This window comes from Burkholderia crassaminum, from assembly GCF_964265005.1.
Taxonomy (GTDB): domain Bacteria; phylum Pseudomonadota; class Gammaproteobacteria; order Burkholderiales; family Burkholderiaceae; genus Burkholderia.
In genome coordinates this window covers 146,793-164,458 of record NZ_OZ183799.1, presented here as the reverse complement: position 1 = coordinate 164,458, position 17,666 = coordinate 146,793, and the positions used below count along the sequence as shown (strand labels likewise).

Below are 17,666 nucleotides of genomic sequence, written 5' to 3'. Positions count from 1 at the left end.
GCCCGCGTGCGCCTCTTTTTCAGTCCGCCCCGATCCGCTCCGCTTCCGCCTGCGGCAGCAACGCATCGCTGTCGTCCTTCAGCCCGACGCCCGTCAGCTGGAGCCTGCGCGCATGCGTCATCAGGTAATGCAGCTTGTGCGCGGCCCCCGCGTACGGCAGCCCTTCGGGCCGCACGTTCGAGATGCAGTTGCGCAGCGCGTCGTGGCAGCCGACCTTCGGCGCCCAGGTCAGGTACACGCCGAGGCTGTCCGGCGAGCTGAGCCCCGGCCGTTCGCCGATCAGCATCGCCACGACCTTCGCGCGCAGCAGTTCGCCGATCTCGTCCCCGAGGGCGACGCGCGCCTGCGTCGCGACCACCACGGGGCCGATCCGCCAGCCGTCCGCGTCGAGCCGCGGCCGCACGGCCTGCAGCAGCGGCAGCGCCTGCTTCGCGGCCGCGAACGCCGATAGCCCGTCGCCGACCACGAACACGACATCGGGCGCCTCGTCGAGCGCCGTGCCGTGGCCGGCGAGCAGCGCGCGCCCTTCGTCGGACAGCTTGCGGCCGAGGTCGGGCCGGCGCAGGTAATGCTGGCGATCGGGCGCGGCGCTTTGCACGCCGAGCGTCGCGAAGCCGGCCGCTTCCAGCTCGCGACGCAACACGTCCGAATCGAGCGGCTGGTGCACCGCGTCGCGCGCCTGCGCGTGCGACAGGTTGAAGGCCAACAGCGGCGCGGTCGGCAGGCTGTTGCCCGCGCGGCCGAGCGCGATCCGCGCGTTCGTGAACGACTTCAGCTGGCCCCACGGATTCTTTTCGACGGCGTCGCTCATGCCGAAATCCCCATCCAGTCGTTCGCGCCGGCCAGAAGCGGCACGCGCGACGTCGCGGCGCGCAATGCACCGTGCGCGTCGGCGATCTCCATCGTCTCCAGCCACTCCTCGAATTCCGGCGCGCGGCGCAGGCCGAGCACCTCGCGCACGTAGAGCTGGTCGTGGAACGACGTGCTCTGGTAGTTCAGCATCACGTCGTCCGCGCCCGGAATCCCCATGATGAAGTTGATGCCGGCCGCGCCCAGCAGCGTCAGCAGCGTGTCCATGTCGTCCTGGTCGGCTTCCGCGTGGTTCGTGTAGCAGATGTCGCAGCCCATCGGCACACCGAGCAGCTTCCCGCAGAAGTGATCCTCGAGCCCCGCGCGGATGATCTGCTTGCCGTCGTACAGGTATTCGGGCCCGATGAAGCCGACCACCGTGTTCACGAGGAACGGCTCGAACTTGCGCGCCACCGCATATGCGCGCACCTCGCAGGTCTGCTGGTCGACGCCGAAGTGCGCGTTCGCCGACAATGCGCTGCCCTGGCCCGTCTCGAAGTACATGAGATTGTTGCCGACGGTGCCGCGCTTGAGCGATAACGCGGCCTCGCGCGCCTCGCCGAGCAGCGCGAGCGAGATGCCGAAGCTCGCGTTCGCCTTCTCGGTACCCGCGATCGACTGGAACACGAGATCGACCGGCGCGCCCTTCTCGACCGCCGCGATCGTGTTGGTCACGTGCGTGAGCACACACGACTGCGTCGGCACGCCGTAGCGTTCGCGGAACCCGTCGATCATCGCCAGCAGCTTCACGATCGCCGCGAGGCTGTCGGTCGCCGGGTTGATGCCGATCATCGCGTCGCCGCAGCCGTACATCAGCCCGTCGAGCATCGACGCGGCGATGCCCTTCACGTCGTCGGTCGGGTGGTTCGGCTGCAGCCGAACCGACATCCGGCCGGCGAGCCCGACCGTGTTGCGGAAACGGGTGACGACGCGGCGCTTTCTCGCCGCCGCGATCAGGTCCTGGTTGCGCATCAGTTTCGACACGGCCGCGACCATCTCGGGCGTGAGGCCCGGCGCGATGCGTTCGAGCGCCGCGCCGTCGGCCGCGGGCGACAGCAGCCAGTTGCGGAAATCGCCGACGGTGAGATGCGAAATTTCCGCGAACGCGGCAGCGTCGTGATCGTCGACGATGAGGCGCGTGACCTCGTCGTCTTCGTATGGAATCACCGCTTCGTTCAGGAATGCCTTCAGCGGCACGCCCGCGAGCGCGATCTTCGCGGCGACGCGCTCCTCCTCGCTCGCCGCCGCGACACCGGCGAGCTGGTCGCCGGAACGCAGCGGGCTCGCCTTGGCGAGCAGCGTCTTCAGGTCCGCGAAACGGTACGTGCGCGGACCGATCGTCTCCGTGTAGGACATCGTGCGAGTCTCCTTGCCAAAAGCCGACGGCGCGCCCGTTCGACGGGGCGCGCCGGATGCCGTCAAGAACGGCCGTTCACCTGCACCTGCTCACTCCTCCAGCAGCGCGTCGCCCGGCGCACTCTCGCGCTGCGAACGCGTCGCGAGGAAGTACGCGTAGCCGACCGCGAGAAAGCCCAGGAACACCAGCGCGACCAGCCCGTTGAAGTACACCATCGTACCGAGGCAGACGAGCGCCGCCAGGATCGCGAAGGCCGGGAAAATCGGGTACAGCGGCGCGCGGAACGGCCGCGCCATGTTCGGCTGCGAGCGGCGCAGCTTGAACAGCGACGCCATGCTCACGATATACATCACGATCGCACCGAATACCGACATCGTCACGATATTCGCGGTGAGCGTCTGCCCGCCGAACTGGATCAGCTCGTCGCTGTAGATCGCCGCGATGCCGACCACGCCGCCCGCGAGGATCGCGCGGTGCGGGGTCTTGAAGCGCGGATGCACCTTGCCGAGCCATTCCGGCAGGTAGCCTTCGCGGGCCAGCGCGAAGATCTGGCGCGAATAGCCGAGGATGATCCCGTGGAACGACGCGACGAGGCCGAACAGCCCGAGCCACACGAGCATGTGCATCCAGCCGCTGTTCGCGCCGACGATGTACTTCATCGCCTGCGGCAGCGGATCGTTGATGTTCGCGAGCTTGGTCCAGTCGCCCGCGCCGCCGGCGAACACCATCACGCCGATCGCGAGCGCAACGAGGGTCAGGATCCCGGCCACGTAGGCGATCGGAATCGAGCGTTTCGGGTTCTTCGCTTCCTCGGCGGCCATCGCGACGCCTTCGATCGCGAGGAAGAACCAGATCGCGAACGGGATCGCCGCGAACATCCCGTGGAATGCGCCGACGCTGAAATGATCGGCGCCCGACCAGCCGCCTTTCATGAAGTTGCTCCACGCGAAGCCCGGCGACACGACGCCCATGAACACCAGCAGCTCGAAGATCGCCAGCAGCGTGACGACCAGCTCGAAGGTCGCGGCGATCTGCACGCCGACGATGTTCAGCGCCATGAACACGAGATACGCGCCCATCGCCGCATGCTTGGGCTCGAGGCCCGGGAACTGCACATGCAGGTACGCGCCGATCGCGAGCGCGATCGCGGGCGGCGCGAACACGAACTCGACGAGCGTAGCCGCGCCGGCGATATAGCCGCCCGTCGGGCCGAATGCGCGGCGCGCATACGCGAACGGGCCGCCCGCATGCGGGATCGACGTCGTCAGCTCGGTGAAACTGAAGATGAAGGTCGTGTACATCGCCGCGACGAACAGCGCGGTGACGACGAAGCCCAGCGTGCCGGCGCTCGCCCAGCCGTAACTCCAGCCGAAGTATTCGCCGGAGATCACGAGGCCGACCGCGATGCCCCACAGTTGCCAGGTCCCGAGCGTCTGCTGCAGCGCGGGCTGGCCGGACGACTTGGCGCCGGCAACGGGCCGGCCATTCGACTCTGCTTTCATCGGACTCTCTCCTCAAAGGCGCCGGGCCTGGCGGCCTGCGCGACTGAGAATCGATGCTAGAGAGTCATTAAACGACGTGTTATCGAAATTCGGCAAAGATCGTGGGTTACGTTTCGCTTGCGGAAATGCCGGCGCGCGCCGGGTGACGAAGCCACCCGGCGATAAGCCGGATACGCCGCTGCGGCCTGTGCCGGCTCGGGCGCGGCGGTCGCACGCATGCGGCGACGCCAGAACGGGCGCTGCCGCGTGCCGTTCGCGCGCCACGCGATACAACGATGGAAGGTGCAATACCGTCCGGCCAGGCGACGCGACCGGACGGGATGTGCGCGCGTGGCGTTACTGCCCGCCGCCGCGCTGGTTGAACCAGCGGTCGAGCAGCTTGCCGGCCGCTTCGCGGCCGCCGAGGCCGAACGACAGCGCCACCGCCACCGCGATCGCGCCGAGCACCAGGCCGAACGCCAACTGCACGATCTCGTTCGCGATGCCCATCGCGCGCAGCCCCATCGCGAACACGAGGCCGAGGATCGCGAATTGCGCGATGCGTGCGAACAGCACGCTGTGCTCGCGGTCGGCCTGCTCGATCACGCGGCGCGCGAGGCCCGCGAGCCACACGCCGATCACGAGGATCACGCCGCCCATCAGCACGTGGCCGCCGAATTCGATGAACAGCGTGACGACGTCGCGCACCTGCGAGAAGCCGAGCCGGTTCGCCGCTTCGACCGACGCGAACAGCATCGCGAAAAACACGATCAGCCGGCCCACCAGCACCGACGGCTGCAGGATGCCCGAGAACACGCGCTCGACGCCGAGCACGGCCGGCAGCCCGTCGACGCCGGCGGCTTCCAGCAGCTTCTGCGCAAGCGATGCGACGAAGCGCGCGAAGTAGAACGTGACGAGCACGATCACGATCGCCGCGACGATGTCCGGCACCGCGCCGAGGAACTGGTTCAGCATGTTGGTGGCCGGCACCGAGATCGCGTCGATCTTCAGCGCGTCGAGCGCGGAGATCAGCGTCGGCACGAACACGAACACGTAGACGATCGTACCGATCAGGCTCGACACGCGCACGGGCGTCGGGCTGTCGAGACGCTGCGTGAGGCGGTCGGCGCCGGCGGCCACGAGCAGGTTCGTCACGAGGCCGCGCAGCACGCGCGCGACGATCCAGCCGACGATGCCGATCACCGCGGCCGCGAACAGGTTCGGCACGATCGCGAGCAGCTTGTCGACCATCCCCTGCACCGGCGACAGCAGCCCCGACAGCGCGAACGACGCGAGGATCGCCGGCAGGAACATCAGGATCACGAGCCAGAACAGCACGTCGCCGAGATAGCCGCTCATCGGCTGCATGCCGGCGCCTTCGGACAATTTGTCGTCGATCTTGCTCGCCTTCAGCGCGCGGTTCGCGAGGCTGCGCAGCAACGACGCGATCAGCCACGCGATCAGCGTCAGCGCCGCGCCGCCGATCAGGTTCGGCAGGTAGTTGACGATGTGCGTGACGAGCAGCGAGAACGGGTTGGAGACCGCATACAGGTTGAGCACGTTGAAGATGCCCACCGCGGTGACGAGCAGCACGAGCCAGAACAGGCCGCCCGCGATGATGCGCTCGACGCACGCGCCCTGGCCGGTGCTGTCGGTGATCCGCTGATCGACCTTCAGCGCGCCGAGCAGGCGCATCGCGCCGGCCCGCACCACGACGGCGATCAGCCAGCCGATCACCAGGATGCCGATCGCGCCGGCGATCTTTGGCAGATACCCCCCTAGCGTGGCCTGCAGCGACGTGATGAAGCTGGAAGCATCCATTTCTTCTTCTCCCGAAAACGTGGTGTTGCGATTGAACATCGACGAACTACCTGCGTACTTCGAAAAGCGTGCTGCCCCGACGGAGCAACTTACCCGAGAAAAATGACGCGATCACCCGATTTCACCGTCTTTAACTTTAGTCGTAGATCGCAGGGGGGCAAGACCCCATTTCGTCACAATAAAAAAGGGCCTGATTTGTCGGCCTCCTACGCAATTCCGCAAGATTGACCCATTCGGGCCGTGCTACCGTGGCGTCGGTTCCAGCGCGGACACGCCGATGACCGTCGAAACGAAACCCGACCAGCCTGCCTGGATCCGCTACGCGGCCAGCGTGGCGCGCGTTCACGAAACCATTCGCGCGCATCTCGACGGCCCGCTCGACCTGAACCGGCTCGCCGAAGTCGCGTGCCTGTCGCCGTGTCACCGGCAACGCGTGTACCGCGCGCGGTACGGCGAGTCGATCGTGCTGACGATGCCGACGGTGCGGCGGATGCGGATCGTGCACGGCGCGGCCGATCGACGAAATTGCGCGGCGCGCGGGCTACGGTTCGACGCACGCGTTCGCGCGGGCGTTTCGCGACGCGCATGGCGTGCCGTCCGCGCAGCACCGGCGCACCGGCAGCCACCGGCCCATCTATCCGCTACAGCGAGGAGGAGAAGACATGTTCAAGCATGAAGTCGAGATCCGGCGGTTGCCGGAATTGCACGGCTTTGCGGTGGCACACACCGGTTCGTACCTGAAGGTGAGCGAAGCGTTCATGCGGATCGGCGCGTGGGTCGGGCAGCACGGGCTGATCGGCCCGGGTGCGAAGATGATCGGGATCTTCTACGACGATCCGGACACGACACCCGAAGCGCAGTTGCGTGCGAAGGCGTGCTTCATGCCGGCCGACGGCACGCCGGACGTCGAGCCCGTGCCGCCGGTGGAGCGCGCGACGGTGACGGGCGGCGAATACGCGGTGCTGTTGCATACGGGGCCGTATGCGGACCTGAAGACGGCCTACCAGTGGCTCTACGGCGACTGGCTGCGTCATTCGGGCCGCGAAGCCGCCGACGCGCCGCCGTTCGAGCTGTACCTCAATACGCCGATGGATGCGGCGCCGGCCAACCTGCGCACCGAGATCTACCTGCCGCTGCGCTGATCGAAGAGCCGGTGCGCTGATCGAAAGGCCGGTGCGCCGGCACCGGCCGTGAAACGAACCGCGCCGGCCGGCGCTCATGCGCCGCCGGTACGAATGGTCGACATGCTTACGCGGCCTGCGTCCCGCACCCGGGACAGAACCGGGCGTCGTCCGCCAGTGCCGAGTGGCAGCGGCTGCAGGACTTGCCGCGTTGCGCGGCACCGCACTGCGCGCAAAAGCGCGCATCCGTCGCGTTGAGTGCGCCGCAGCCCGCACAGGCGAGCTGGCTCAGCGGCACATTGCCGCCCTGGCCGCCTCGACTGTCGGCCGGCGCCTGCCAACCCCAGCCGTGGCGATCGCGGCCGCGCGCATCGTGGCTGCCATGCCCGTCCTGGCGCTGCCCGCCGTGATGCCCGCCACCGTGGCCGCTGTTGCCGCCGTTGCCGTGCCCACCGCCGTGGCCGCCCAGGATTCGTTTCAGAAAGCTCATCGCGTGCTCCTCAACGCTTGGCCTGCGCGCCACCGAACGCCCCCGAGGACGACAGCAGCCGCAAACCGTTGGCCACGACGATCAGGCTTGCGCCCGCGTCGGCGAAGACTGCCATCCACATCGTGCCGAGCCCCGCGACCGTGAGGCCGAGGAACACGATCTTCACGCCGAGCGCGAAGCCGATGTTCTGCACCAGTACGCGATGCGTCGCACGCGACAGCCGCACGAACGCGGGAATCTTCCGCAGGTCGTCGTCCATCAGCGCGACGTCGGCCGTCTCGATCGCCGTGTCGGTGCCCATCGCACCCATCGCGAAGCCGATGTCGGCACGTGCGAGCGCGGGCGCATCGTTGATCCCGTCGCCGACCATCCCGACCGCACCCGCGCCGCCGGCGGACAGTTCCTCGACCGCCGCGAGCTTGTCTTCCGGCAACTGGTTGCCGCGCGCGTCGTCGATGCCGGCCTGCTTCGCAATCGCCTGCGCGGTATGCGGGTTGTCGCCCGTCAGCATCGCGGTGCGGATGCCGAGCGCGTGCAGATCGGCGATCGCTTCACGGCTCGTGTCCTTGATCGTGTCGGCCACCGCAAAGATGCCGAGCACGCGCGCTTCGTCGACCAGCACCACGACGCTCTTGCCCTGCCGCTCGAGCGCATCGAGCTTCGCTTCGAGGGCCGTCGAACAGCGCTCGAGCTCCTCGACGAGCCGGTGGTTGCCGAGCCAGTAGCGCGTGCCGTCGATCGTGCCGCGCACGCCACGCCCGACGATCGCTTCGAACTCCTGCACATTAGCGAACGCCGTCGTGCCGGCGTCACGGGCCGCGGCAGCAATCGCCTGCGACACCGGGTGATCGGAACGCGCCGCGAGGCTCGCACCGAGGTACTGCACACGCACCGTATCGGCATCGGTCGCATGCAGGTCGAAGTCGGTCTGCACCGGCTTGCCGTGCGTGATCGTGCCGGTCTTGTCGAGCGCGAGCCAGGCGAGCTTGCGCCCTTCTTCCAGGTAGACGCCGCCCTTCACGAGAATCCCGCGTCGCGCCGCGGCCGCGAGCCCCGACACGATCGTCACCGGCGTCGAGATCACCAGTGCGCACGGGCACGCGATCACGAGCAGCACCAGCGCCCGGTAGATCCAGTCGTGCCACGCACCGCCCATGACGATCGGCGGCACCACCGCCACCAGCAGCGCGACCGCGAACACGATCGGCGTATAGACGCGCGCGAACTGGTCGACGAAGCGCTGCGTCGGCGCCTTCGCGCCCTGTGCTTCCTCGACCGCGTGGATGATCCGCGCGAGCGTCGAGTTCGCCGCGACGGCCGTCACGCGGTATTCGAACGAACCCGATTCGTTGATCGTGCCCGCGTACACGGCGTCGCCGGTCGTCTTCTCGACGGGCAGGCTCTCACCGGTGATCGGCGCCTGGTTCACCGTCGAGCGGCCCGCGACGACTTCGCCGTCCAGCCCGATCCGCTCGCCCGGCTTCACGCGCACGACCGCGCCGAGTGCCACTTGCGCGGCCTCGATCGTGCGCCACGAACCGTCGGCCTGCTGCACGGTCGCCGTGTCCGGCGCGAGCTGCATCAGGCCCTGGATCGCATTGCGCGCGCGGTCGAGCGACTTCGCCTCGATCAGCTCGGCGATCGTGAACAGCACCATCACCATCGCGGCTTCGGGCCACTGGCCGATCGCCATCGCACCCGTCACCGCGATGCTCATCAACGCGTTGATGTTCAGGTTGCCGTTGCGGATCGCGATCCAGCCCTTCTTGTACGTGGTGAGCCCGCACGCGAGCACCGCCGCGAGCGCGAGCGCCGCCGCGAGCCACACGGGCAGCCCGGCCCAGGTCGCGCCTTCGGACGCGATCGCGGCGACGCCGGCCAGCGCCAGCGGCCACCACGGCTTCGCGGGTGCGTCGACGACGCGCGACGCCGGCGCGCCGGCCGCGGCTGCCTCGGGCGTCATCCCGAGCGTGCGAATCGCGCTTTCGATCGCCGGCTGGGCGCCCGGCACGTGGTCGACGGTCAGCATCCGCTGCATCAGGTTGAATTCGAGCGCCGACACCTCGTTCATTCCGCCGAGCTTCTTGCGGATGAGCGTTTCCTCGGTCGGGCAGTCCATCTGCATGATCCGGAACGCGGAGCGCACGTGGCCCGACGCGGTCGCCTGTGCGACCGGCAGCGGCGCGAGCGTCAGCGCGGCAGGCGCGCAGCAGTCGCCGGCCGCGTGGTCGTGGTCGTGGTCGTGGTCGTGGTCGTGGTCGTGGTCGTGGTCGTGGTCGTGGTCGTGGTCGTGACCGGCATGGTCGTGCGCTGCGTGATCATGCGAGCACGCCGCACCGTGCACATGCGTGTCGTCGTGTGCATGGTCGTGATCGTGGCCAGCTTCGCCATGCTTGGCATGCCCGTGCGAGCACGACGCACCGTGCGCATGCGTATCACCGCGTGCATGGTCGTGATCGTGGCCAGCTTCGCCATGCTCGGCATGCCCGTGCGAGCACGACGCACCATGCACATGCGTATCGCCGCGTGCGTGATCGTGATCGTGGCCAGCTTCGCCATGCTTGGCATGCCCGTGCGAGCACGACGCACCATGCACATGCGTATCGCCGCGTGCGTGATCGTGATCGTGGCCAGCTTCGCCATGCTTGGCATGCCCGTGCGAGCACGCCGCACCGTGCACATGCGTATCGCCGCGTGCATGGTCGTGATCGTGGCCAGCTTCGCCATGCTCGGCATGCCCGTGCGAGCACGACGCACCATGCACATGCGTATCGCCGCGTGCGTGATCGTGATCGTGGCCAGCTTCGCCATGCTTGGCATGCCCGTGCGAGCACGACGCACCATGCACATGCGTATCGCCGCGTGCGTGATCGTGATCGTGGCCAGCTTCGCCATGCTTGGCGTGCCCGTGCGAGCACGACGCACCGTGCGCATGCGTATCACCGTGTGCATGGTCGTGATCGTGGCCAGCTTCGCCATGCTCGGCATGCCCGTGCGAGCACGACGCACCATGCACATGCGTATCGCTGCGTGCGTGATCGTGGTCATGGTCGTGGCGGTGCGAGTCGGCCTCGCCGTGCGCGTGCTCGCCGGCCGCCGGCGCCGCATCGGCAACGGTCGCCAGCTGCGTGTCGCGCGGATCGGCGCAGCACGTATCGGCGCCGCCGGCATGGCGGTGTCGTGGGTCGTGGGTACGCTTGGCGTCGGTCATGACAACCTCCTTTGTGGCTTGACGGTGTAGAGTTAACACCCTGAAGCCACTACAAGGTCAACCCTTACACGGGAGAAAGGCATGAAGATCGGCGAACTGGCCAAAGCGGCCCGCTGCACACCCGAGACGATCCGTTTCTACGAGAAAGAGGGTCTGATGCCGGATGCGGAGCGCACCGACTCGAACTACCGCAACTACACCGACGTGCATGTCGAACGGCTGCGCTTCATCCGCAACTGCCGCGCGCTCGATATGGCGCATGACGAAATCCGCGCGCTGCTGCAGCTCACCGACACACCGGCCGATCCCTGCGATTCGATCAATTCGCTGCTCGACGAACACATCGGGCACGTCGATGCGCGCCTCGCGGAACTCACGCATCTGCGCGACCAGCTCACCGAATTGCGCCGCCAGTGCGTCGGCGAGCATTCGGTCGAGGATTGCGGCATCGTGCATGGTCTCGCGACGATGGAAACCGTCGCGCCGGCCGCGAAGCGCTCGCACCTCGGCTGAAACCCTTGTGAAATAAGATAGTCTCGACGAGAATAGTTATATTCTTACTAGATACTTAATAACTATTCATGTCCACGAGTCGCCCATCCCCGCTCGCGCTGGCCGTCCTCGCGACGCTCACCGAAACGCCGATGCATCCATACGGGATGCTGCAGCAACTGAAGGCCCGTGGGTACGACGAAGTCGTCAACGTACGGCAGCGCACGAGCCTCTACCAGACGATCGACCGGCTGCTGCGCGACGGGCTGATCGCGGTGCACGACACCGAGCGCGATGGCGCGTTTCCGGAGCGCACGCTGTATGCGCTGACCGAGGCCGGGCACACGGCCGGGCAGGCATGGCTGCATGCGCTGCTCGCGGAGCCCGCGCGTGAATTCCCGGCGTTCGGCGCGGGCCTCGCGTTCCTGCCGCTGCTCGACGCCGAAAATGCCCGCCATCAACTCGAACTGCGGATTGCGCGGCTCGACGCCGAACGCGAACGGCTGGAAGCGCTGCGCGCCACCGCGCAGGCCGACCAGGTGCCGCGCCTGTTCCTGCTGCAGAACGAACATGCGCTGGTGCTGCTCAATGCGGAGCTTGATTGGGCACGCAGCGTCGTCGAACACCTGAAGATCGGCGCGCTGCGCTGGGTGGACGGCTGACCTATCACGCAGGTCGATTCCCGTTCGTCACGGGAATCGACCCCGTCAAAGTACCTTGCCGGGATTGAGGATGCCGTGCGGGTCCAGCGCGGCCTTCAGGCGTCGCATCAGCCCGATTTCCGCATCGCTGCGCGTGTGCGCGAGATAAGGGCGCTTGAGCGCGCCGATCCCGTGCTCGGCCGACACCGAGCCGCCCATGTCGCGCACGACCGCGTACACGCAGTGATCGAGCGCATCGAGGTCCGCGTCGGTCATCCCGGCCAGCGATACGCCGATATGCACGTTGCCATCGCCGACATGGCCGAAGAACAGGCACGTGACCTCCGGCCAGCGCGCCCGCAACGCCGCCTCGCAGCGTTCGGCGAACGCGCCGAGTTCACCCGTCGGCAAACTCACGTCGAAATTCACGAGATGCGGCAGCGCATCGATCGCGAGGCCTTCGCGCAGCGTCCACAGGTCGCGCGCCTGCCGCTCCGACGTCGCGAGCACCGCGTCGTCCACCAGCCCTGCATCGAACCCGGCCGCGAGGCTCGTTTCCAGCGCCTGGTGCGCATCACCGACCGGTGCACTCGTCGCGCATTCGATCAGCACCGCGAAGCCATCGTCGCCGACAAACGGCGCCGAGACACCCGGCGTATGACGCGCGACGTAATCGTAGAACGCCGGCCACATCGCTTCGAAACTGACGACCTCCGGCAACGTGCGCACGCGGTTCCACAACTCGACCACCGCGTCGTAATCGCGCACACGGCAAAGCGCGGTAGCCGGCGCGGCGAGCAGCGGATGCAGCCGCAACACCGCGCGCGTGACGACGCCGAGCGTCCCCTCGCTGCCGATGAACAGCTGCTTCAGGTCGTAGCCCGCGTTGTTCTTCAGCATCCGGTTCATCGACGACACGACCGTGCCGTCCGCGAGCACGGCCTCGAGCCCGAGCACCTGCTCGCGCATCATTCCGTAGCGGATCGCGCGCGTGCCGCCCGCGTTGGTCGCGAGCATCCCGCCGATCTGGCATGAGCCGCGTGCACCGAGATCGACACCGAACGTGAAGCCCGCCGCTTCCGCGGCTTCCTGCACCGTCTGCAGCGGCGTCCCCGCGCGCACGGTCATCGTGCCGGCCGCCACATCGATCGCCTCGATACCGGCAAAGCGCTCCATCGACAGCACAACCTCGCCGCCGAGCGCGACCGCGCCACGCGCGAGCCCGGTCAGCCCGCCCTGCGGCACGATCGGCTGCCCGAGTCGCGCACACAGTGCGAGCGTGCGCGACACGTCGTCGACGCTGCGCGGGCGTACCAGCGCGCGCGGCCGCACGCCGGCCGGCTCGTTGTACGCGGTGAAGTAGCGCGGATCGATGTCGACAGAACGCGTGACGAGCGCGCCGCCCAGTTCGGCGACGAGCACGGCGTCGAGCGCCTCGCCCGACAGCAGCACGTCGCGCGGTTCGCCGCCCGCGCCAACCGTATCCCGGTTCTGCATCACGCGGCCCCGCTTACTTGGTCGAGATGTCGATATCGCCGAAATACTTCAGGCCGAGCGACTTCACCGTGCCGTCCGTCTTCAGCTTGTCGATCGCCGCGTCGAGCTTCGCCTTCAGCGCGCTGTCGCCCTTGCGCAGCCCGAATGCGATACCGCTGCCGAGGATCTTGTCGTCGTGCACGGGCTGGCCGACGAACGAGAAACCCTTGCCGTCCGGACGCGACAGGAAGCCGCGCTGGCCGGACGGTGCGAGCACGAGCGTCGCATCGAGACGGCCCGACACGAGATCCGTGTACGCCTGGTTCTGGTCCTGGTACGCGACGATCGCGACGCCGGCCGGCTCCCAGTGCGCCTTCGCGAAGGTTTCCTGGATCGACGCCTGCAGCACGCCGACCCGCTTGCCCTTCAGCGATTCCGGCGTCGGCAGCAGGCCGCTGCCGGTGCGCGCGATCAGCTGGGTCGGCACGCGATAGATGATCGTCGTGAAGTCGATCGCCTGGCGCCGCTGCTCGGTCGCATTCATCGCCGAGTTGATCGCGTCGAACTTGCGGCCCTTCAGCGCGGGAATCAGGCCATCGAACGACGTCTCGACCCATTTGCACGACAGCTTCGCCGTCTGGCAGACGGCATTGCCGACGTCGATGTCGAAGCCCTGCAGGTCGCCGTTCGGCGCTTTCGATTCGAACGGCGGGTATTGCGCCTCGAGGCCGAAGCGCAGCGTCTGCGCATCGGCGAGCGCCGCGCCGGAGCCGATCGCGCACGCGAGTGCGAACGCGAGTTTCAGGGTGGCCGTGTGCTTCATCGTGATCTCCTGTGACTGGTCGATGCGACGCGCCCGTCGCCGGGTGTCCGTCGCCGGTTTCTTACAGCGAACGCAGCCGCCGCGCGCCTTCGACCAGCGTCGCGTCGTCCTTCGAAAAGCTGAGCCGGATCACGCCGGCGTCGGTGCCGTCGGTATAGAACGCCGACAGCGGAATCGTCGCGACCCGCGCGTCGCGAATCAGGCGCAGCACGAAATCGCTGTCGCTTTCGTCCGAGAAGTGCCGGAAGCGCGCGAGCATGAAGAACGAGCCTTCGCTCGGCAGCAGCTCGAAACGCGAATCGGCCAGCTCGCGCGCGAGCAGGTCGCGCTTGGCCTGGTAGAACGCCGACAGGCCGAGATAGCTGTCCGGCCGCGCGAGGATCTCCGCGAACGCGATCTGCATCGGCGTATCGGCCGAGAACACCATGAACTGGTGCACCTTGCGGATCTCGTCCATCAGTTCGGCCGGCGCGAGGCAATGGCCGACCCGCCAGCCCGTCACGTGGAACGACTTGCCGAACGACGACACGATCACGCTGCGCTCGGCCAGCTCGCGGTGGCGCGCGACGCTCTGGTGCTGCGCGCCGTCGAACACGACGTGCTCGTAGACTTCGTCGGACAGCACGACGATGCCCGTGTCGCGCGTGAGCTGCGCGAGCCGCTCGAGATCGTCGGCCGAGAACACGGTCGCGGTCGGGTTGTGCGGCGTGTTGACGATGATCATCCGCGTGCGCGCCGTGATCGCGGCCGCCACTTCATCCCAGTTCACGCGGAAATGCTCGGGCGACAGCTTGATCGCGACGGGCGTCGCGCCCTGCAGCCGCACGATCGGCGCATAGCTGTCGAACGACGGCTCGAAGTAGATCACCTCGTCGCCCGGGTGCACGAGCGCGCTGATCGCCGCGTACAGCCCTTCGCTCGCGCTCGCGATCACCGTGATCTCGGTGGCCGGGTCGTAGCGTGCGCCGTACAGCGCCTCGGTCTTTTCCGCGAGCCGCTCGCGCAGCGCCATCACACCGGCCATCGGCGCGTACTGGTTGTGACCGTCGCGCATCGCGCGGGAAACGCCTTCGACGAGCGCCGGATCGGGCGCGAAATTCGGCGCACCCTGCGACAGGTTCAACGCATCGTGCTGAGCGGCCAGCTGGCCGATCACCGTGAAGATCGTCGTCCCGACGTCGGGCAGCTTCGACCGGGGCGCGGTGGCGCTTCGCATGACTCCTCCTTCTGATGTCCTTCGGGCGGCCCGCGCGACGCGCGCGGCCTGCCTCTGCCGCATGATTTAGCCCGAGCCAATATCGGCGGACAAACGAAAGTTCGTCATGGCGGCCATGCATTTTTCTCATGACCTATGGAAAGAAGCACTCAGCGGCAAGGCTCACCTGCCAGTCCGACATGCGAATCAGGCATTTCCCCTAGGGAACGCTACCGGCCGGCCGCCGCCAGATACGCGAGCAGCACGGCCCGCAGTTCGTCGCGCAGCGCGGCGATGTCGAACGCGGGCCCGAGCGTCAGCAACGCCTGCGAGAGACCGCCATAGCAGATCGTATGCGCCATCCGCGCGAGCCCGTCGAGCCGCGCGGCCGGCGGCGGATCGGCCGCGTGCGCGAGCGCGTCGCGCCACAGCGCAACGTACGCGTCGTAATGCCGGCGGTAGGCGTCGAGCGGCGACACCTGCCGCTCCAGCGCGAAGAGTGCGCCCCACAGCGCCGCGTCGGCGCCGATCGCATCGACCTGCAGGTCGACGAGCGCGGCGGCGAGTTCGGCCCGCGGCGCGCCGCGCAGCCGCGCCACGGCGTCGCGCAGCCGGTCGGCCAGCGTCAGCACGTGCCGATGGATGCAGAGCGCCGCGAGGCTCTGCTTGTCGCCGAAATACTCGTAGAAGGTGCCGATGCTGACGCCCGCGACGGCCGCGATCTCGCGGATCGTCGCTTTCGCGTAGCCGCGTTCGAGCAAAAGCTGAACGAACGCCTGCTGCAGCGCGTCGGAACTCGCCTGGGCACGCGACTGGCGCGGCCGGCGACGCAATGCGGGCGCGGGTTGCGCCGCCGGCTGGCCGGGCGGCGCCGGAACCTGAACATGTCGCGGCGGCATATTTGCTACTCTGGAAATCAGCAGGGAATGCGTTTTACCGGGGGCCGGAACCGGCGCCGAAGCGTCATCCGTGCGGCATGACGCCGGCCGCCCGCGCAGCATGAGACCGGAGACAACCTCGATGACCGAATCGACTCACGCCGTCACGAACCAGTTCGACGAACTGGTCGACTATAACCTCTTCGCGACGGACATCGCGCTGCGCGACGCGCTCGCCCGCGCGGGCGCCGACTGGGCCGTGCCGCAGCTCGACGCATACGGCGCGCGGCTCGGTAGTGCCGACACCGCACGGCTTGCCGACGAAGCGAACCGCCACACACCGGAACTGAACACGTTCGACCGGCGTGGCCGACGCATCGACCGCGTCGACTTCCACCCGGCGTGGCACGCGCTGCTCGGTCAATACCGCCGCGAAGGCTTCGTGTCGCTCGCGTTCCGCGAGTCGCGCCGCGGCCGCTGGGCCGCGACCGCGGCCGGCTTCTACCTGCATGGCCAGATCGAAGCCGGCACGCTGTGCCCGGCGACGATGACGCAGGCCGCGATCCCCGTGCTGCAGAAGGAGCCCGCGCTGTGGGCGCTGCTGCGCGACAAGCTCTACAGCAACGACTACGATCCGCGCGACCTGCCGGTCGCCGACAAGCGCTCGATCTGGTTCGGCATGGGCATGACCGAAAAACAGGGCGGCTCCGACGTGCGTGCGAACACGACGCTCGCGACCGCCGTCAGCGCGGGCGGACGCGGCGGCGAATACCGGCTGCGCGGCCACAAGTGGTTTTTCTCCGCGCCGATGTGCGACGCACACCTCATCGTCGCGCACACCGAGGGCGGCAGCCCGTCGTGCTTCTACGTGCCGCGCTGGCGGCCGGACGGCACGAAGAACGCGGTCGAGATCCAGCGGCTGAAGGACAAGGTCGGCAACCGCAGCAACTCGAGCAGCGAGATCGAGCTGAACGACGCGTGGGGCATCATGCTCGGCGACGAAGGCCGCGGCATTCCGACCATCATCGAGATGGCCACCTACACGCGGCTGAATTGCGTGGTCGGCAGTGCGGCGATGCTGCGCCAGGGCGTCGTGCAGGCGATCGCGTACACGCGCCAGCGCCATGCGTTCGGCCGCGCGCTCGCCGAGCAGCCGCTGATGCGCACCGTGCTCGCCGATCTCGCGCTCGAAAGCGAAGCCGCGCTCGTGCTTGCGATGCGTCTCGCCGACGCGTTCGAGCGCGACGACTCGCCACGCGAACGCGCGTGGAAGCGCATCGTCACGCCCGCCGCGAAATTCTGGGTGTGCAAGCGCGCGGTCGAGCTGACCGGCGAGGTGATGGAAGTGTTCGGTGGCAACGGCTACGTCGACGACGGCCCGATCGCGCGGCTGTTCCGCGAAGCGCCCGTCAACTCGATCTGGGAAGGCTCGGGCAACGTGATGTGCCTCGACGTGCTGCGTGCGGTATCGCGCGAGCCCGACGCGGCGGCCGCGCTGTTCACCGAGCTCGCCGATCTCGGCGCGGGCGAACCGCGCATCCGCGCGGCGCTCGACGCGCTGCGCGCGATGCTCGACGCGCCGGCCGACACGCTCGAGGCGTCGGGCCGCGTGTTCGCGCAGCGCCTCGCGGTCGTCGCGCAGGCGTGCCTGCTACGCCGCGATGCGCCGGCGGCCGTCGCCGACGCGTTCGTCGCGACGCGGCTCGCCGCGCCCGACTGGGGCCGCATCGCGGGCGGCTTCGCCCCGCACGCGATCGACGTCGCCGCGCTGCTGCAGCGCGCGTACCCGGCCTGACGCCCGTTCGCCCGGCCCGGTAACCCATTTCGCCTT

At 68.2% G+C, this 17,666-nt stretch carries 15 protein-coding genes and 1 pseudogene; 6 read left to right on the top strand and 10 right to left on the bottom strand.

Translation table 11 applies throughout. From position 1 onward, the window contains the following. Window positions 1-19: 19 nt before the first annotated feature. The 4 genes from eutC to ACPTTF_RS00670 form a co-directional block, all read right to left on the bottom strand. Complete coding sequence (eutC, locus tag ACPTTF_RS00685) at window positions 20-811, bottom strand: ethanolamine ammonia-lyase subunit EutC (protein WP_423370000.1); 792 nt, start codon at window positions 809-811, stop codon at window positions 20-22. Then, a complete protein-coding gene (locus ACPTTF_RS00680; protein ID WP_166963853.1) occupies window positions 808-2,205 on the bottom strand; it encodes an ethanolamine ammonia-lyase subunit EutB in 1,398 nt (465 codons plus the stop codon). Before ACPTTF_RS00680 ends, eutC begins: the two co-directional genes overlap by 4 nt. A gap of 90 nt (window positions 2,206-2,295) precedes the next feature. After that, entirely contained in the window at window positions 2,296-3,708 is a 1,413-nt protein-coding gene (eat, locus tag ACPTTF_RS00675; protein WP_423369999.1) for an ethanolamine permease, read from the bottom strand. Between the two features lie 336 nt (window positions 3,709-4,044). After that, complete coding sequence (locus tag ACPTTF_RS00670; RefSeq protein WP_423369998.1) at window positions 4,045-5,508, bottom strand: mechanosensitive ion channel; 1,464 nt, start codon at window positions 5,506-5,508, stop codon at window positions 4,045-4,047. Between the two features lie 277 nt (window positions 5,509-5,785). Here ACPTTF_RS00670 and ACPTTF_RS00665 point away from each other — a divergent pair. After that, a pseudogene (locus tag ACPTTF_RS00665) lies at window positions 5,786-6,650 on the top strand (AraC family transcriptional regulator). A 106-nt stretch (window positions 6,651-6,756) separates the two neighbouring features. Here ACPTTF_RS00665 and ACPTTF_RS00660 read toward each other — a convergent pair. Both ACPTTF_RS00660 and ACPTTF_RS00655 read right to left on the bottom strand, forming a co-directional pair. Continuing rightward, window positions 6,757-7,119 (bottom strand): zinc ribbon domain-containing protein, encoded by a 363-nt coding sequence (locus tag ACPTTF_RS00660; RefSeq protein WP_166963863.1) that lies wholly within the window; start codon window positions 7,117-7,119, stop codon window positions 6,757-6,759. A gap of 10 nt (window positions 7,120-7,129) precedes the next feature. Then, entirely contained in the window at window positions 7,130-9,238 is a 2,109-nt protein-coding gene (locus tag ACPTTF_RS00655; RefSeq protein WP_423369997.1) for a heavy metal translocating P-type ATPase, read from the bottom strand. 4 nt (window positions 9,239-9,242) lie between these two features. Between ACPTTF_RS00655 and ACPTTF_RS00650 the strand changes: the two genes are divergently transcribed. From ACPTTF_RS00650 to ACPTTF_RS00635, 4 genes are all read left to right on the top strand, one after another. Then, on the top strand, window positions 9,243-9,413 hold the full coding sequence (locus tag ACPTTF_RS00650) for a hypothetical protein (protein ID WP_423391149.1): 171 nt from the start codon (window positions 9,243-9,245) through the stop codon (window positions 9,411-9,413). Next, on the top strand, window positions 9,344-10,360 hold the full coding sequence (locus ACPTTF_RS00645; RefSeq protein ID WP_423391148.1) for a hypothetical protein: 1,017 nt from the start codon (window positions 9,344-9,346) through the stop codon (window positions 10,358-10,360). The genes ACPTTF_RS00650 and ACPTTF_RS00645 overlap by 70 nt, the downstream gene beginning before the upstream one ends. Before the next feature lie 51 nt (window positions 10,361-10,411). Continuing rightward, on the top strand, window positions 10,412-10,843 hold the full coding sequence (cadR, locus tag ACPTTF_RS00640) for a Cd(II)/Pb(II)-responsive transcriptional regulator (RefSeq protein WP_011350541.1): 432 nt from the start codon (window positions 10,412-10,414) through the stop codon (window positions 10,841-10,843). Between the two features lie 68 nt (window positions 10,844-10,911). Then, complete coding sequence (locus ACPTTF_RS00635; protein WP_166963867.1) at window positions 10,912-11,484, top strand: PadR family transcriptional regulator; 573 nt, start codon at window positions 10,912-10,914, stop codon at window positions 11,482-11,484. Between the two features lie 45 nt (window positions 11,485-11,529). Here ACPTTF_RS00635 and ACPTTF_RS00630 read toward each other — a convergent pair whose 3' ends face one another. From ACPTTF_RS00630 to ACPTTF_RS00615, 4 genes are all read right to left on the bottom strand, one after another. Next, complete coding sequence (locus ACPTTF_RS00630) at window positions 11,530-12,960, bottom strand: FAD-binding oxidoreductase (RefSeq protein WP_423369995.1); 1,431 nt, start codon at window positions 12,958-12,960, stop codon at window positions 11,530-11,532. Between the two features lie 13 nt (window positions 12,961-12,973). Further along, window positions 12,974-13,762 (bottom strand): ABC transporter substrate-binding protein, encoded by a 789-nt coding sequence (locus ACPTTF_RS00625; protein ID WP_166963871.1) that lies wholly within the window; start codon window positions 13,760-13,762, stop codon window positions 12,974-12,976. A 61-nt stretch (window positions 13,763-13,823) separates the two neighbouring features. Continuing rightward, the gene (locus ACPTTF_RS00620) at window positions 13,824-14,978 is read right to left on the bottom strand and encodes a pyridoxal phosphate-dependent aminotransferase (RefSeq protein WP_423369994.1); all 1,155 of its coding nucleotides are present in this window, start codon (window positions 14,976-14,978) and stop codon (window positions 13,824-13,826) included. Window positions 14,979-15,187: 209 nt separating this feature from the next. Further along, a complete protein-coding gene (locus ACPTTF_RS00615; RefSeq protein ID WP_423369993.1) occupies window positions 15,188-15,856 on the bottom strand; it encodes a TetR/AcrR family transcriptional regulator in 669 nt (222 codons plus the stop codon). 121 nt (window positions 15,857-15,977) lie between these two features. Between ACPTTF_RS00615 and ACPTTF_RS00610 the strand changes: the two genes are divergently transcribed. Next, entirely contained in the window at window positions 15,978-17,630 is a 1,653-nt protein-coding gene (locus ACPTTF_RS00610; protein WP_423369992.1) for an acyl-CoA dehydrogenase family protein, read from the top strand. The last annotated feature ends 36 nt before the right edge of the window (window positions 17,631-17,666 follow it).

Bases quoted from the DNA above. Each gene is read 5' to 3' on its own strand.
- eutC (WP_423370000.1), bottom strand. From the start codon at position 811: ATGAGCGACGCCGTCGAAAAGAATCCGTGGGGCCAGCTGAAGTCGTTC.
- ACPTTF_RS00680 (WP_166963853.1), bottom strand. From the start codon at position 2,205: ATGTCCTACACGGAGACGATCGGTCCGCGCACGTACCGTTTCGCGGAC.
- eat (WP_423369999.1), bottom strand. From the start codon at position 3,708: ATGAAAGCAGAGTCGAATGGCCGGCCCGTTGCCGGCGCCAAGTCGTCC.
- ACPTTF_RS00670 (WP_423369998.1), bottom strand. From the start codon at position 5,508: ATGGATGCTTCCAGCTTCATCACGTCGCTGCAGGCCACGCTAGGGGGG.
- ACPTTF_RS00660 (WP_166963863.1), bottom strand. From the start codon at position 7,119: ATGAGCTTTCTGAAACGAATCCTGGGCGGCCACGGCGGTGGGCACGGC.
- ACPTTF_RS00655 (WP_423369997.1), bottom strand. From the start codon at position 9,238: ATGGACTGCCCGACCGAGGAAACGCTCATCCGCAAGAAGCTCGGCGGA.
- ACPTTF_RS00650 (WP_423391149.1), top strand. From the start codon at position 9,243: ATGATCCGGAACGCGGAGCGCACGTGGCCCGACGCGGTCGCCTGTGCG.
- cadR (WP_011350541.1), top strand. From the start codon at position 10,412: ATGAAGATCGGCGAACTGGCCAAAGCGGCCCGCTGCACACCCGAGACG.
- ACPTTF_RS00635 (WP_166963867.1), top strand. From the start codon at position 10,912: ATGTCCACGAGTCGCCCATCCCCGCTCGCGCTGGCCGTCCTCGCGACG.
- ACPTTF_RS00630 (WP_423369995.1), bottom strand. From the start codon at position 12,960: ATGCAGAACCGGGATACGGTTGGCGCGGGCGGCGAACCGCGCGACGTG.
- ACPTTF_RS00625 (WP_166963871.1), bottom strand. From the start codon at position 13,762: ATGAAGCACACGGCCACCCTGAAACTCGCGTTCGCACTCGCGTGCGCG.
- ACPTTF_RS00620 (WP_423369994.1), bottom strand. From the start codon at position 14,978: ATGCGAAGCGCCACCGCGCCCCGGTCGAAGCTGCCCGACGTCGGGACG.
- ACPTTF_RS00615 (WP_423369993.1), bottom strand. From the start codon at position 15,856: ATGCCGCCGCGACATGTTCAGGTTCCGGCGCCGCCCGGCCAGCCGGCG.
- ACPTTF_RS00610 (WP_423369992.1), top strand. From the start codon at position 15,978: ATGACCGAATCGACTCACGCCGTCACGAACCAGTTCGACGAACTGGTC.